The following is a 15349-nucleotide window of genomic DNA, read 5'->3' on the forward strand; positions in this document are numbered from 1 at the left end:
TCAGGGTAAAAAATGAAAAAAATTCTCCTCTGTGTACCTCTGCTGGCAATCTTCGCGGCAGGATTTTTCGGCTGCTCGCAGCAGCGGCAATGGAACCACGAACAGCGCAAGGCGATGCGCGAGGCGCTGCGCAGCTACCGCCAGATGGTGTACCTCGACGACCTGAACGACGCCGAGTTCGTGCTCTTCTCCGACGAAGTGGCCGGGCAGCTCGAAAACAGTTATCCCGTCTACATGGAGTTCGTCCAGATGCAGGGCGTCGACGACACGGTGGACATGGTGGTCGTCTCGACGATCGTCGACGAACTGAACGCCGACGCCCGCAACATGCGGCACATCTACCCCTACAACTACCTCGTAGCGCAGGGCGTGCTGCCCGCAGGGCTTGACCACGAGCAGCAGAAAGCCTTTTACAACTGCTTCGCGGCGAAGGTCAATGCGACGTACGCCACGATGGACCAGTTCTTCAACGCCATTCTGGCCGACACGAGCGACATGTCGCAGATCCGCCGGCTGGAGAGCCAGTGTGCGAACGACCTTTTCAGCTGGGTGGTGACCGAGGTGGACGTGATCGAGACCGTTCCGGCGACCCCGGCGGCCACGGCGCAGACCCCGGCGGCCCCGGCCAAAAAATAGCTCCGGAACCCGTTCTGACACAATCGGTGCGCCCCTCACGAGGCGCACCGATTCGTCATGTGCAAGACTGCCCTATTTATCGGCAAACAGCGACCGGGCGATGCCCAGCTCCAGTCCCCGCAGTTCGGCCAGCCCGCGCAGGCGGCCCAGACACGAATATCCCGGATTGGTCTTCTTCTTCAGGTCGTCGATCATCTGGTGGCCGTGGTCCGGACGCATCGGGATCGAGATGCGTCGGCGCTGCTGAATCTCCAGCAGGGCTTTCATCACGTCGTACATCGGCACGTCGCCCTCCAAATGGTTGGCCTCGTAGAAGTTGCCCTCGGCATCGCGCTGCGTCGAGCGCAGGTGGACGAAATTCACCCGGTCGCCCTGCCGCAGCATCATTCCCGGCAGGTCGTTCGCGGCCGACACTCCGAACGAACCCGTGCAGAGGCACAGCCCGTTCGAAGGGTTGGGGACCGCCTCGACCAATTTCTGAAAGTCGGATTCGGTGGAGAGAATGCGGGGCAGACCGAGGATCGGGAACGGAGGATCGTCGGGATGGATCGCCAGCACCGCACCCGCCTCGTCGGCCACGGGAGCCACCTCGCGCAGGAACGCCACGAGGTTCGCGCGCAGCGTCTCGGCCGTGACATCCTTGTAACGGTCCAGCTCCCGCTGGAACTGCTCCAGCGTGAAACTCTCCTCCGAGCCGGGCAGGCCCGCGATCATGTTGCGGGTGATCAGCTCTTTTTCCGCGGCGTCCATCCGCCCGAAGCGGGCCTCGGCAGCGGCGCGCTCGGCCTCGGAATAGTCCTTCTCCGCGCCGGGACGCTTCAGGATGAAGAGATCGAAGGCCACGAACGCCGCACGCTCGAAGCGCAGGGCGCGCGACCCGTCGGGCAGCTCGTAGGCGAGGTTCGTGCGCGTCCAGTCCAGCACGGGCATAAAGTTGTAGGTAATTACTTTAACGCCGCATTCGGCCAGATTGCGGACCGACTGTTTGTAATTCTCGATATAGCGCTCGAAATCGCCCGTGCGGGTCTTGATATGCTCGTGGACGGGGACGCTCTCCACGACCGACCAGCGAAGGCCCGCGTCGGCGACCGTCTTTCGGCGTTTTTCGATCTCCCCGACGGTCCACACCTCGCCGTTGGGAATGTGATGGAGGGCGGTCACGATGTCGGTGGCCCCGGCCTGACGGATGTCCTGGAGGCTTACGGGGTCGTTCGGACCGTACCAGCGCCAGGATTGTTTGCAAAGATACATGGATGTATTGTTTTTAGGTTTTCAAATTTTTCACATACGGTGCTTTCTCCGCTGCAAGCGAGAATGCGGCGGTTTAAAACCGCTTCCAGGGGCGATGCCGGGATTCTCCGCGAACAAGCGAACAAGAGATGTTCGCCCCTGTTCGCATGTTCGCATGTTCGCGTGTTCGCTTCTTTACCCGGCCGAAAAGACGGAATTGCCGCGAACGATCCCGGCCCGATGCCGGAGCCGTGAAACGAAGTCCCGGCTAAAAGTGGCAAGAAACGGGGCCGGTTTGCTTGCAAACCCGCGAATAGGCGCCCGTTTCGAACGTTAGACGGGACGAAGTAGGCGAAGGCATCTGCCGGGGAGTTTTTGGTACTTTTTGCGGTCAAAAAGTACAAAGTACCCCGCGGGCGAAGACCGCGGTTGTCCTTTCTCCGCTGCAAGCGAGAATGCGGCGGTTGCACCTCCTGCACGTTGCCGCTGGCCGCGAACGATCCCGGCCCGATGCCGTGCCCGTCAGACCCCGCCGAAGAGACGGCTCCCGCGGCGGATCAAATCGAGAAAGCGTCGAACCCGCCGTCGACGACGGCCAGCGCGCCCGTCACGAACGACGAAGCGTCGCTGACGAGGTAGTGAATCGTACCCAGCAGCTCCTCCGGCTCGGCGAAGCGTCCGGCGGGCGTGTGGGCGATGATCGTCCGCGCACGGTCGGTGTACGAACCGTCCTCGTTGGTCAGCAGCGCGCGGTTCTGGTTCGTCAGCAGAAAGCCCGGGACGATGGCGTTGACGCGCATCTCGGGGCTGAACTTCATGGCCAGTTCGGCGGCCATGTACTTCGTGTAGTTGGCGATGGCGGCCTTGGCGGCTCCGTAGCCCACCACGCGGGTCAGCGGACGCAACGCCGACTCGGAGCAGAAGTTGACGATCACACCCTTCCTGCGGGCCGTCATGGCCTCGCCGAAGACCGTCGTGGGCAGCACCGTGCCGAACAGATTGAGGTCCACGACCTTGCGGAAAGCTTCGATCTCCAGGTCGAGGAACGACTTGTCGGGAGCGATCGTCGCACCGCCCATGTTGCCGCCCGCGGCGTTCAGCAGGATGTCGATCTGCCCCCAGGCCCCGAGAATCGCCTCGCGGTTCGACACGAGCACCTCGCGGTTCAGCACGTCGGTTGCGAAGAAGAGCGCATCGCCGCCCGCAGCGCGGATTTCGCCGACAAGCGCTTCGCCCGCCTTTTCATCGCGGTCGAGCACAGCGACGCGTGCACCCTGCTCTGCGAGGTAAACGCAGATCGAGCGGCCCAGAATCCCGGCCCCACCCGTCACAACGACGACACGGCCCCGGATGTCAAAGAGATTTTTCATGTTTTTCAGATGATGTTGTTTTTATAATACGGTATATTCTCTTTCAGCAGGATGTCGATGGGCATGTTGTTGACCTTCGACGGAGCGCGGCCCTCGACGAGCCATTCGCACAGGGCCATCACCGCGCGGTAGCCCTGCGCCTCGGGACGCTGGGCGACGAGCGCCGTCACCACGCCCGCGGAGAGCATCTCCCCGTTGCGGCGGATCACGTCGTAGCCCACCAGCCGCACGCCATCGCGCCGCCGCGCCGCCAGATAGCCCGCAAGGATGTAACACGTCGAATTGAAGGTCACGGCCCCGGCAATCGACGGATTTTCGCGGAACATCTCATCCAGCACGCGGCCGTTGCAGGCTTCGTCGTCCAGCCGCAGCGCGGCGTAGTGCAGCCGGCCCCGGAAGGCATGCGCTTCGAGGTAACTGCGGAATCCCGCCTCGCGGTTGCGCCACTGGTTCGAACCGGCGTCGCCCCGGTGAACGATCCGGCCCACGACGATGTCCGCTCCCGGATCGAGGCGGTCGAACAGCAGCCGTGCGGCGACCGCCCCGGCGTCGAACGACGACGTGCCGAAATAGGCCAGCCGGTTGCAGGCGGGAATGTCCGAATCGACGAAGACATAGGGCACTCCCCGGGCGTCGAGTTCGCGGGTGAACGGCTCGACCATCTCCGCGAAGAGCGTGGCGATCACCGCGCCGTCGAACTCCTCGCGGCGCAGCGTCTCCAGCAGGCTTTCGAACGACGAACGGTCGTACTGGTCGAAGCAGAAACGGCGGACCGTGACGTTGTAACGCACGGCCTCGGCCTCGGCGCGGGCGATTCCGGCCTCGAAATCGGCCCAGTACTCTCCCGGGTCGAAACGGGGCATGACCGCGCAGAGCGTGTACCTGCGGCCCGACGCCAGCGAGCGGGCGATCAGGTTGGGACGGTAGTCGACCCGCCGCAGCACCTCATTGATGCGCGCGAGGTTCTCCTCCGAGACCTTGCCGCGGTTGTGGATCACGCGGTCGACCGTCGCCACCGACACCCCCGCCATGCGGGCGATGTCGACGATGCGGACCGTGGTATGTTCGTTGTCGGACATGGTTTGCGCTGTTCTTCGGCGTTACATCGGCAAAGCTATGCAAAATTTTCGAAAATAGCAAGTGTGTGCGCACACACCTGACGATTCGAGCCAAAAAAGACCGGACCCGAAGTGGGAACGGGATTAAAAAGCTGTAATGATTCGATTTATCGGGTCGTTACAACTTTCATATAGGAGAATAGGTAACGAGAAGGTAACGGTTTATTTTCAGCTTTTTGCGCTCAAATACCGCATTTCAAATAACTAATTGCAAGATACGAAAAAAATACGGATTTGACAAATTTGCTAAAAAGGGCGGCATTCTAACCCATGGAGCCCATTGTCATGGCAACGTACAATTGTCGGGTTCTTTCGTCCGAGGACAAATTGAAGTTATTCAGCATCAAAAAACATGATCGAACATGGCACTGTAAAGTCCGTCGACTCTCTCCCATCGGCTACTCCTGCAAATAGACACACCAGCGGTATCATAATCTACCCCGCCCTGAGCAGAAAAAGGAGCTTTGCAAAATAGAGGGAAAATTTATTCATTATAAAAAGAGTGCGAAAAAATGTGCCATATGACGCTCTCAAACATACCTATTTGTTGGTAAAAATAGTCCATTCGGGCAGTTATTAAAAAAAATTCATTATATTGGCATCGCGAAAATCGCAAAATTCTTGCCCCTCCGGAGTCTGCATACAATCCGTTCTATTGCTAAGATTTTGCATCCGGAAGATTTAAGAATCATTTATTAACCCAAAACATTCTGCTTATGAAGGTTTTTTTCGCCAAATTAAGTGTGTTAACGAGTATGCTGCTGCTTTACGGTGCCACCTCCGTGTGGGCGCAGGGCAAAGGTAAGATCTCGTTCAGCGGCACGGTCCAAGCCTCGGAAACTGAGGGGGGGGGAAATTCTAAGATCACTCCGCTGGCCTACGCCGTTGTCTCCCTGCCCGAAATCGGCGTAGCAACGACCACCGACGTCAAAGGCCGGTTCGAAATCCAACTCTCCAATCCGGGGAAATACAAGGTCGAGATCAGCTCTCTGGGTTACGAGCCGCTGTCTCAGACCATCCAGCTTCCCGCACGGGACTCGCTCAAATTCACCCTAAAGGCCACCTCGTTCTATCTGGAAAACATCGTGGTGTCGGCCGAGTCGAAAAAGACCGGTGCGGCAACCGCTTCGAAGATTTCCAAATCGGCCATGGAGCACATTCAGGCCACATCGCTGGCCGACATCATGTCGCTCCTTCCGGGCGCCAGCACACGCACGGCCGAAGAGATCGCCCTCAAGAAAGTCAGCACATTCTCCGTCCGCAACGGCCAGAGCTTCGGCACGGCCATCATCATGGACGGCGCTCCCCTTTCGAACAACGCCAACATGCAGACCCTGTCGCTGGCGTTGGGAGCCGGCGCAGGGCCCAGCATATCGACCCCCAACTCGGGCGTCGACATGCGAACCATCACCACCAACAACATCGAATCGGTAGAGGTGATCCGGGGTATTGCCTCGGCCCAGTACGGCGACATCGCTTCGGGCGCCGTCATTGTCAACAGCAAGGCGGGACGCACGCCGCTGTCGATCCAGCTGGATGTCAATCCCAATGTCTACATGGCTTCCGTATCGCACGGCGTGGGCCTCGGCCGTAAAGCCGGCGTGCTCAACTACGGCGTAGACTACACCTTCGCCCAATACGATCCGACCGAAGGATACGACACCTACAACCGTGTGACGGGACGCGTAAGCTACTCGAACACCGTCGGCAAATGGTCCACCAACACCTCGTTCAACCTGTTCTACACCAAGGACAAGGCCGAACCGAATCCCGACGACGCGAGGGATCTGGACCTGATGACCCAGCGCGACCTGGGCCTGCGCTTCAACACCAACGGGTCGTTCAATTTCAACAAGAACTGGCTCAAAAACCTCAAATACACCGTCTCGGCGAACTATACGAACAAAAAAACGTACCGGGAGGAGTTCGCCACCAACTCCGACTGGACCTACTCCACCTCGAAAACCGACGGAGCCATTCTTTCGAGCATGCCCGGACAGGATATTTACCTGGCCGACGGTACGAAAATCACGAACATCCCCGATGCCGACAAGAACGGCAAAGCCTGGCGCCTGCCGTCGGACTATACGGCCATATACAACCTGTACGGCAAGGAGCTCAACACCTTCGCGCAGCTGTCGGCCAATTTCGCCGGCGACCTGGGACGCACTCACCACCGGCTGATCATCGGCGGCGAGTACCGCGCCACGGGCAACCTGGGCGAAGGCAAGGTCTTCGATCCGGAGACTCCGCCGCGCCGCTCGGTCAACACCAACTTCACCACCCAGCGCGAACGCGCTTTCAGCGACGTGCCGTTCATGCACCAGTTCAGCCTCTTCGCCGAGGAGTATTTCTCGATGGACATCCTGCGCCGCAAGCTGGAAATCGTCGCCGGCGTCCGCTATGACCATATTTACAACATGGACGGAGGCGTCGCACCCCGTATCAACGCCTCCTACGACCTGATTCCCGAGAAACTGAGCGTCCGCGGCGGCTACGGCATCACGTACAAAGCCCCCTCGCTGGGTTATCTCTATCCCGACAACGCTTATTTCGACATCCTGAACTTCGACAACACCACGGCGAGCGGCTTCAGCGACGCCCAGAAATTCCAGATCGCCACGACGCACGTCTATTCGGCGGAGAATCCGGATCTCGAACTGGCGAAAACCACCAAATGGGAGGTCGGCGTCGATTTCAAGATCGGGCAGGTGCGCGGTTCAGTCACCTATTACGAGGACAAGACCCGCAACGGCTACATGACCAGCGCAACGTTCGACACCTTCAAATGCGTGGACTACAATCAGTATTCGGCGGCCAAACCGGCCAATGAGACCGATATGCCCGAGTTGTCGCTCAAGTCGTCAGACAAAATCCTGCTCCAGTATTCGATCCCGACCAACTACTTTGCCTATAACAGCCGGGGCGTCGAGTTCGACATCGATTTCGGACGTATCAACTCCATCCGCACCTCGTTCGGACTGAACGGAAGCTGGACGCAGTACAAATCGTGGAAGAACTACTACACGTTCACGAACCATACGACAGGCAGCAGCGTAGCCGGTTCCTATCCCCACATGGGCGTCTTCGAACCGGGCAACAAGGCGGAGCATTCGTCGTCAACGACGACCAACCTGCGTATCACGCACAACATTCCGCGAATCGGTTTCGTCGTCACGCTGACAGCCAGCGTCAAATGGAAGGAGCGTGAGTACACCACCTACGGCAACGACTCGATCCCTGTGAAATACATCTCGCGCCTGGACGGTCAGGTGTATGATTTCGACGCTTCGCGCATCGGGGAAGAGGAGTTCCAGGCCCTCGACATGCGCGGGCGCCTCGACGCACGCCGGCTGATTCCCGAAAGTTCGATGCCCCCGATACTCTGTATCAACATCAATCTGACCAAGGAAATCCGCAATTTCATGCGCATTTCGTTCTTCGCCAACAATATGTTCCGCAGCACGCCGATCTGGGAGAGCAAAGTCTATCCGGGCAAGTACACCCGGCGCAACGCAAAGACCTTCTTTTTCGGAGCTGCGCTGTCTGTCAAGATTCGATAACCCTACAACGCAAGTACAACCATGAAAAAGACATATATAGCCATACTGACGGCCGCTGCAGGGCTCTGTTCGTGCATCGAGATGATGGACTCCGCCAGCCAGGCCGATGTTGTGAATCCGTTGAACGTCTCCTTCAAGGTCAAGGCCGTGACCGGCTTTGTGGATGCCGACGGCAACGGTACCATCAACACGGATTTCCCGGTGGATGGGCTCACCGTCCGTTTCACCAATTTCGAGGAGGACGCCGTCATCGAAACGCTGACCGACGAGAACGGCATCGCACAAACCGAGGTCGCACCGGGCAACTACACGATCTCGGTATTCGGCGAATCTGAATCCGAAGGCAATACCTATTACCTGAACGGATCGGTGCAGAACAAAGCCATCACCAAAGACATCACGCCGGAACAGGCCGAGGCGTCGAACGACTTCTCGATCGCCATCCGTCCCGCCATGGTGGGCCCGCTCTGCTTCAGCCAGATCTTCTACTGCGGAAGCACCAATCCCGAGACGCAGGCGACCTATTTCCGCGACCAGTTCTACGAAATCTACAACAACGGCGACGAGACCTATTACCTCGACCACCTCTGTTTCGCGCGTCTCGTGCCCGAATTCGCAACGGCGACGCTCCCAGAATGGCCCGCCGAGGACGGACTGAACAACTACGTCTATGCCGTGACGGTCTGGCAGCTGCCGGGTAACGGAACCGACTACCCGCTCAAGCCGGGCGAATCGTTCATCATCACCCAGGAGGCCGCGAACCATGCCGACCACAGCAAATACGGCGGACTGATCGACACTTCGCTGTCCGAATTCGAAACGTGGGCCGGCAATCCGCAGCGTGTCAACCCGGACGTTCCTGATCTCGAGTACGTTTTCTGGTCGGGATACATCGTGACCTTGCAGTGGCTGAACACCGTCAGCGGTCCGGGACTCTGCATCTACCAGCCCGGCAAGCATCTCGAATTCCCGACCATCAATACGGGCGTGGTGGGAGAGACGACCCAGAGACAGGTGGGCAAAACGCAGGAGTACGTCCGCATTCCGGCCGAACAGCTGATCGACGGCGTGGAGATGCTCCCGACATCGAACAGCCTCAACATGAAGCGTATTCCCGGATTCGTGGACGCCGGAGCGGCTTCGACGGAGAAAATTTACGTCGGCAAGAGCGTGTGCCGCAAAGTGATCGGCCAACGGCCCGACGGCACCCCGATCTACCAGGACACGAACAACTCGACGGAAGATTTCGAAACGCAGGTCCCGCAGTTCCGCCGCAACGGCGAAAAGATGCCCGCCTGGAACTGGTCCCTGAAATAATAATCCCCCTAAATCGAATGAGTTATGATAAAATATAGCTACATCAAACTGACGGGATGCCTCGTGGCTGCGGCCCTTGCGCCGCTCTGCACCTCGGCGCAGCGGATCAATACCGAGGCCTCCGTCGAACGGCTGAAAAGCGAGAGTCTCCAGTTCAGCTACTCGGACAACGCGTCGGGCATCCAGCTCGACCAGATGGACTACTACAGCCAGGTCGGACTGGGATACGATATTGAGAAAGGTTCGTTCAAACGGGCGCAGGAGGGGGAACACAACACCGGGTACCGCTTCTTCACCGACGGCGGCGGCACGATGAAGGCCCTCAAGGGCGCTTTCATCTGGGGTAGTTTCGAATATTCGCGCGACCAGCTGCGCGATGCCGAGTACAACGCCTCGCTGATCGACCCGCTGCGCGGCACGCCCTTCTTCATCGCCGACACCTACAAAAGCAAATGGATCAACCAGCTCTACGACATGACCGTGAAGGCTGCGGCGCCCAAATTGTGGGACCGCCTGATCTTCGGAATCGAAGCCACTTATCAGAACGGCCAGGGCGCCAAACAGCACGACCCGCGTCCGCTGGTCAGCCTTTCGAAATTCGAGATCAAACCGGGTGTGACCGTCACGCTGGGCAAGCACGCCATCGGCGCTAACTACCAGTATTACTCCCGGCGCGAAGACGGAACCGCCTCGAATAAAATCTCGATGAGCACCAACCCGGTCTATATTTTCAACTTCCCGGGATTCTACGTCGATGCCTCCATCTCCAGCAGCACGGATGACAACCAGCGCATCTACAACGCCAACTGCATGGGCGTTGGCGGCCAGTACTCGTTCACGACCCAAAAACTGCGCCTGCTCGTATCGGGCAAGTACACCCGGGAAATAGAGGATGTCACCAACAGCTACACGACGCCCAAAATGGTCGGCACGACCCGGGACGAACGCTGGTCGATCGGCTTGAACGCCGTCTACAAGCCTTCGAAGGAGAATACGTTCTTCCTGAATGCCGCTTACGGCGACCGCAGCATCGACGGCATCCAGTATGTACAGGAGTGGGACAACTCCTTCGAGGTCGCCAAGTGGATCATAAAATCGAAATCCGTCCGTTCGAACAGCTCGAAGGCCGGTTTCGAGGGGCGTTTGCAGTATATGCGCACCACCCGCGGCGATTCCTACAACTGGACTGCCGGCGTCGAATTCTCCACCGAGAAGCTCAGCGACATCTACTATTTCCCGCGCAGCACCCAGGACATCGAAAACTGCAAGATCGGCATCTTCGGACGCAAGAATTTCATCTTCAACGAAAAGCACTCGCTGCTCGTCGGAATACGCGCCTCCTACAAGATGAACAACAGCAGCGACATCGACTACAACGGCTACAAGGCCGACACGAAATGCTACACCGATTTCACGCTCCGCGACTATTACTACCTCGGGTCGGGATACGCTGCGTTCGGCGGTGAAATCACCTATTCGTTCGCCCGGCTGTTCAAGGGCCGCGGTTCGGTCTTTGCCGCAGCCTCGGGCGACTATGTGCGTGCCGACGACCACCGCGACCTGTTCGACCGCCGCTTTTACGCCAATTTTAAAATCGGACTGATGTTTTAAAACTGGAACCCTCCGGAGAGGACGACACATATCCTCCCCGGAGGGTTTCAAATAACTGCTCCATATGAATTATAGAAAACCGTTTTTTGTCCTGCTGGCCGGAGTTCTGCTGCTTTCGGCCGCGCCGGGACGATCGCAGACGTTCGAAAACCCCTCCATACAGGGATCGAGTTCCTTCGCCGTGATCACCGACTCCCGAACCGCCCGGGAATGCCGGCCCCAAATGACAGCCTACAAACAGACGCTCGAAGCCGAAGGACTGCCCGTTTACATCGTTTCGCACGACTGGACGACGCCCGAACAGGTGCGTGACGTCCTGCGCAAACTTTATGCGGAAAACGCTTTGGAGGGATGCGTATTCATCGGCGACGTGCCCATCGCCATGATCACCAAGGCGCAGCACCTCACCTCGGCCTTCAAAATGGACGAACGCGACCACCCGCTCCACGAAACCTCGGTTCCTTCGGACCGCTTTTACGACGATTTCGATTTGCAGTTCGTCCCGCAGGGCACTCCCTCGCAGGGATTGTTTCATTATTACGAAATGTCGCCCGATTCGCCGCAGTACATCTCCTGCGACATCTATTCGGGCCGCATCAAGGCGCAGAAAGCCTACGGCGATCCCTACAAACAGATTGCCCGTTACCTGGAGAAAGCCGTGGCCGAACACCGCGACGCGACGCCTTTCGACCAGTTCGTCTCCTACACGGGCCACGGCTCCTACTCCAATTCGCTCATCGCCTGGCGCGATGAACAGCAGCTGCTCGACGAGCAGTTCGGCAACGTGTTCAGCCGCACCCACAACGCCAAATTCCTGCGTTACTCGATGCAGCCCTTCGTCAAGGAGTCGCTCATCCGCGAGGTCCGCCGCGACGACGTGGACATGATGGTCTTCCACGAACACGGAATGCCCCACCGGCAGTACCTTTCGGGGACGCCCTATGTGGAATCGGCCGAAGATGCCGCCGCCGAGATGCAGCGCAGCCTGCGCGAACTGGCCCGCCGTCCCGGCAGCGGCCGGGAATCGGCCGCCAAACGCGCCGCGGAGAAAGGACTCGATTCCACGTGGTACAACCGGGCCGAGGAGCCCGAAATGCTCCGTCTCGACTCGATCGCCGACCTGCGCACGGGCATCATCCTCGAAGAGGTCGAAGCCATCGCCCCGAATGCCCGCTTCGTGGTCTTCGACGCCTGCTACAACGGCGACTACCGCGAGGACGATTTCATCGCAGGACACTACATCATGGCTCCGGGACGCTGCGTCACGACGTTCGCCAACAGCGTCAACGTGCTTCAGGACAAGTCGGCTTTCGACCTGCTGGGACTGCTGGGCGAAGGGCTGCGCATCGGCGCCTGGGCCAAGAACATCCACATCCTCGAGTCGCACGTGATCGGCGACCCGACCTACCGCTTCAAGGCCGCCCATCCCGAACTCGACATCAATTCGATGGCGCTGAAGCGCAACAACGGCTTCTGGCTCGGACAACTCGACAATGCCATACCCGACATCCAGAACCTGGCGATGATCCGGCTTTGGGAAAACGACTACCCGCAGCTGCCCGCCATCCTGCTCGACAAGTGCTCCGAGTCGCCTTACAGCGTCGTGCGTTACAACGCCTTCCGGCTGCTCGAGTCGCTCAACGGCCCCGAATACAAGCAGGCGCTGATGCTGGCCGCCTACGACCGCTTCGAGTTCCTGCGCCGTATCGCCGTCACACGCATGGGACGTATCGGCGACGAGGCGTTCATCTCCGTGCTCATCGACGTATATGTCAGGGACCGCAATGCCGCCCGCATCGTTTTCAACATCAGCGAGGCGATCCGCTGCTTCGACAAACAGCAAGTCGAAAAGGCAATCGAGACCTATTTCGCTGACAAGAATTTCTACCATGCCCGGGAGGAGAAACAGGAGCTGCTCGACAAACTCATCGAGCGCAACGAGCTCTCGCCCGGCGAGTCCTCGACGCGGGAGATTCTCGACCCCCAGGGCAAGCCCCGCTGGCGGCAGGCCCGCATCAGTTTCCTCAAGAACCGCCCCTATCACCAGCACGTCACGGAATACCTCACCCTGCTGGGCGACGAGCAGGTTCCCGAGATTCTGCGTGTGCGGATGGCCGAGGCGCTGGCGTGGTTCAACCTCTCGGTGCGGCGCCATGAAATCGCCGATGCCGGACGCAAACTGCTCGCCCGCGGCAACTGTTCACCGGAACTGGCCAAAGAGGTGCAGCGCATGATTAACCGCGTAGAATCCAAGAAATAATCCGTAATGAAAGCTATGAAAAGATATTTATTGGCAATCGTCCTGCTGCTGCCATTCATCCTGCAAGCCAAAGTCGCAGTCGAAAAGCCCCGCAGCAAACAGCCGACGGCGTTCGCAATCGTCGTCGATCAGGCGACCTACGACAAAACGGCGCCCCAGATTCATGCCTACCGCGATGTCCTGGAGGCCGACGGACTCTCGACCTACATTCTCCGCGACAACTGGCAGACCCCCGAGCAGGTGCGCGAACAACTCATCGCGCTGATGCGCAAAACCGCCAAACGCTCGCCGCTCGAAGGCGTGGTCTTCGTGGGCGACATTCCGATCGCCATGGTGCGCAATGCCCAGCACTTGACCACGGCGTTCAAAATGGACGAGGACAATTTCCCGATGATTCAGTCGTCGGTCCCCTCCGACCGCTACTACGACTGCCCGGACCTGCAGTTCGAGCTGATCGCCCGCGACACGACCGACCGTCTGCTCTCCTATTTCAACCTCGCCTGCGACTCGCCGCAGCGGCTCGACCCGGCCTTCTATTCGGGACGCATCCGCTATCCCGAACAGCTCGGAGGCGACAAATACGAAGGGATTGCCCGCTATCTGGAAAAGGTCGTCGCCGAACGCGGCAAAGTCGACCAACTCGACAATCTGGTGACCTACGCCGGCGACGGATACAACTCCGACTGTCTGGTCTGCTGGATGGACGAGCGCGTTGCCATCGACGAAAATTTCCCGCTGACCGACACCCGCAAGGCCGGAAACCTGCGCCAGCTCAATTTCCGGATGGACGATTACATGAAATACCGGGTTTTCGACGAGTTGGTGCGCCCGGAGGTGGATGCCATGTTCTTCAACGAGCACGGTTCGCCCGACAAACAGCACGTCGGCAGTTATACGACGGAACCCGACAGTTTCGACGGCCAGTACAGCCAGCTCAAAGCCGAAGTCATGATCGCCCTGTATATGGAACGCCGCAAGGGCGACAAAGCCGACGTGGAGGGCGCCAAACAGTATTTCAAGGAGAAATACCACCTGACCGACGCCTTCTTCGAAACGAAAAAGACGGAGGCGGACGACGACACGAAGGCCAAGGGCGACCAGACGATCGTCAGCCTCGAGGACCTCGAGACGCTGGCCGCACAGCCGCGTTTCGTGATGCTCAACGCCTGCTACAACGGTTCGTTCCACAAACCCGGCTACATCACGGGCTACTACATCTTCGGCCCGGGCCGCACGGTGGCCACGCAGGGCAATACGGTCAACGTACTGCAGGACCGCTGGACCTACGAGCTGGTCGGCCTGCTGTCACACGGCGTGCGTGTCGGGCAGTATAACCGGCTGATCGCATCGCTCGAAGGACACATCATCGGCGACCCGGCCTTCCGGTTCCAGCCCGTCGAGCCGAATACGCTGGCCACCGACATGACAACCCGCAAGGGAGACGCCGCCTACTGGCGCAGCCTGCTCGCAAGCCCGTGGGCCGACGTGCAGAGCCTCGCGCTGCGCATGCTGACCGACGCCGGTGCGATCTCGGCGGGCGAACTGCTGGAGTTCATGAAACAGTCGCCGCTGGCGACGACCCGTATGGAGTGCCTCAAACTCATCGGACGCTTCGGCGACGAGGAGATCTTCGCGCAAGCCATCATCCGGGGACTGAAAGACCGTTATGAACTGCTGCGCCGCAACGCTGCGACCTATGCCTGGCAGTCGAGCCGTCTGGAGCTGCTGCCCGCGCTGGCCGATACTTATGTCAACGACAGCGAATCGAAGCGTGTAGCCTACATTGTCATGAAGGGGCTGGAGCTGTTCCCCGAAAAAGAGGTCGAACAGGCGCTGCGCACGGCCGTCGAGGCTTCGCCGTATGCGGACAGCGAGGCAAAATTCACCGAGCTCTGGGAAGAGGTCGCCGGCGAACAAGCGATGAAGGAGCGGCAGCGGAATCAGCTTTTCAACGGCAAAACGCTCAAAAGCCGCATCTCGGCCATCCGTTCGATGCGCAACAACACCTACCACGAACTGGTGCCCGAGCTGCTGAAACTCGTGGCCGACGCTTCGCAGCCCCTCGAACTGCGGGTCAACACGGCCGAGTGTCTGGGCTGGTTCGCGCATACCCCGCGCCGTGCCGAGATCATCGACGCCTGCCGGCAGGCAGCCGCCGACAAAAACCTGGAGAAAGAGCTCCGCGACGAGCTGACGCAAACCGCGATCCGGCTCGAAAGCACCGTATCCGTACCGACCCGATAA

9 protein-coding genes are annotated in these 15349 nt (G+C 59.3%); 6 read left to right on the plus strand and 3 right to left on the minus strand.

Features of this window, described 5'->3' with window-relative positions:
* Positions 1-12 precede the first annotated feature (12 nt).
* Positions 13-636 carry a hypothetical protein gene (locus NQ492_RS01185; protein ID WP_015546546.1) on the plus strand — a complete coding sequence of 208 codons (624 nt, stop codon included), beginning with the start codon at positions 13-15 and terminating at the stop codon, positions 634-636.
* A 72-nt stretch (positions 637-708) separates the two neighbouring features.
* Here NQ492_RS01185 and uxuA read toward each other — a convergent pair whose 3' ends face one another.
* The 3 genes from uxuA to NQ492_RS01200 form a co-directional block, all read right to left on the minus strand.
* Positions 709-1887 carry a mannonate dehydratase gene (gene uxuA, locus NQ492_RS01190; RefSeq protein WP_015546545.1) on the minus strand — a complete coding sequence of 393 codons (1179 nt, stop codon included), beginning with the start codon at positions 1885-1887 and terminating at the stop codon, positions 709-711.
* A gap of 536 nt (positions 1888-2423) precedes the next feature.
* On the minus strand, positions 2424-3236 hold the full coding sequence (locus NQ492_RS01195) for an SDR family oxidoreductase (RefSeq protein ID WP_015546544.1): 813 nt from the start codon (positions 3234-3236) through the stop codon (positions 2424-2426).
* Positions 3237-3241: 5 nt separating this feature from the next.
* Complete coding sequence (locus NQ492_RS01200; protein WP_015546543.1) at positions 3242-4315, minus strand: LacI family DNA-binding transcriptional regulator; 1074 nt, start codon at positions 4313-4315, stop codon at positions 3242-3244.
* A 755-nt stretch (positions 4316-5070) separates the two neighbouring features.
* Between NQ492_RS01200 and NQ492_RS01205 the strand changes: the two genes are divergently transcribed.
* The 5 genes from NQ492_RS01205 (at position 5071) to NQ492_RS01225 (ending at position 15349) form a co-directional block, all read left to right on the plus strand.
* Entirely contained in the window at positions 5071-7917 is a 2847-nt protein-coding gene (locus NQ492_RS01205; RefSeq protein ID WP_044054121.1) for a TonB-dependent receptor, read from the plus strand.
* A gap of 21 nt (positions 7918-7938) precedes the next feature.
* Positions 7939-9234: a DUF4876 domain-containing protein gene (locus tag NQ492_RS01210; protein ID WP_015546541.1), complete on the plus strand. Its 1296-nt coding sequence runs from the start codon at positions 7939-7941 to the stop codon at positions 9232-9234.
* Between the two features lie 24 nt (positions 9235-9258).
* Positions 9259-10845 (plus strand): DUF6850 family outer membrane beta-barrel protein, encoded by a 1587-nt coding sequence (locus NQ492_RS01215; protein ID WP_015546540.1) that lies wholly within the window; start codon positions 9259-9261, stop codon positions 10843-10845.
* Positions 10846-10909: 64 nt separating this feature from the next.
* Positions 10910-13105, plus strand: a complete 2196-nt coding sequence (locus NQ492_RS01220) for a HEAT repeat domain-containing protein (protein WP_015546539.1) — start codon at positions 10910-10912, stop codon at positions 13103-13105.
* Positions 13106-13120: 15 nt separating this feature from the next.
* A complete protein-coding gene (locus tag NQ492_RS01225; RefSeq protein WP_044054120.1) occupies positions 13121-15349 on the plus strand; it encodes a HEAT repeat domain-containing protein in 2229 nt (742 codons plus the stop codon).

It is taken from the genome of Alistipes shahii WAL 8301, from assembly GCF_025145845.1.
Lineage (GTDB): Bacteria > Bacteroidota > Bacteroidia > Bacteroidales > Rikenellaceae > Alistipes > Alistipes shahii.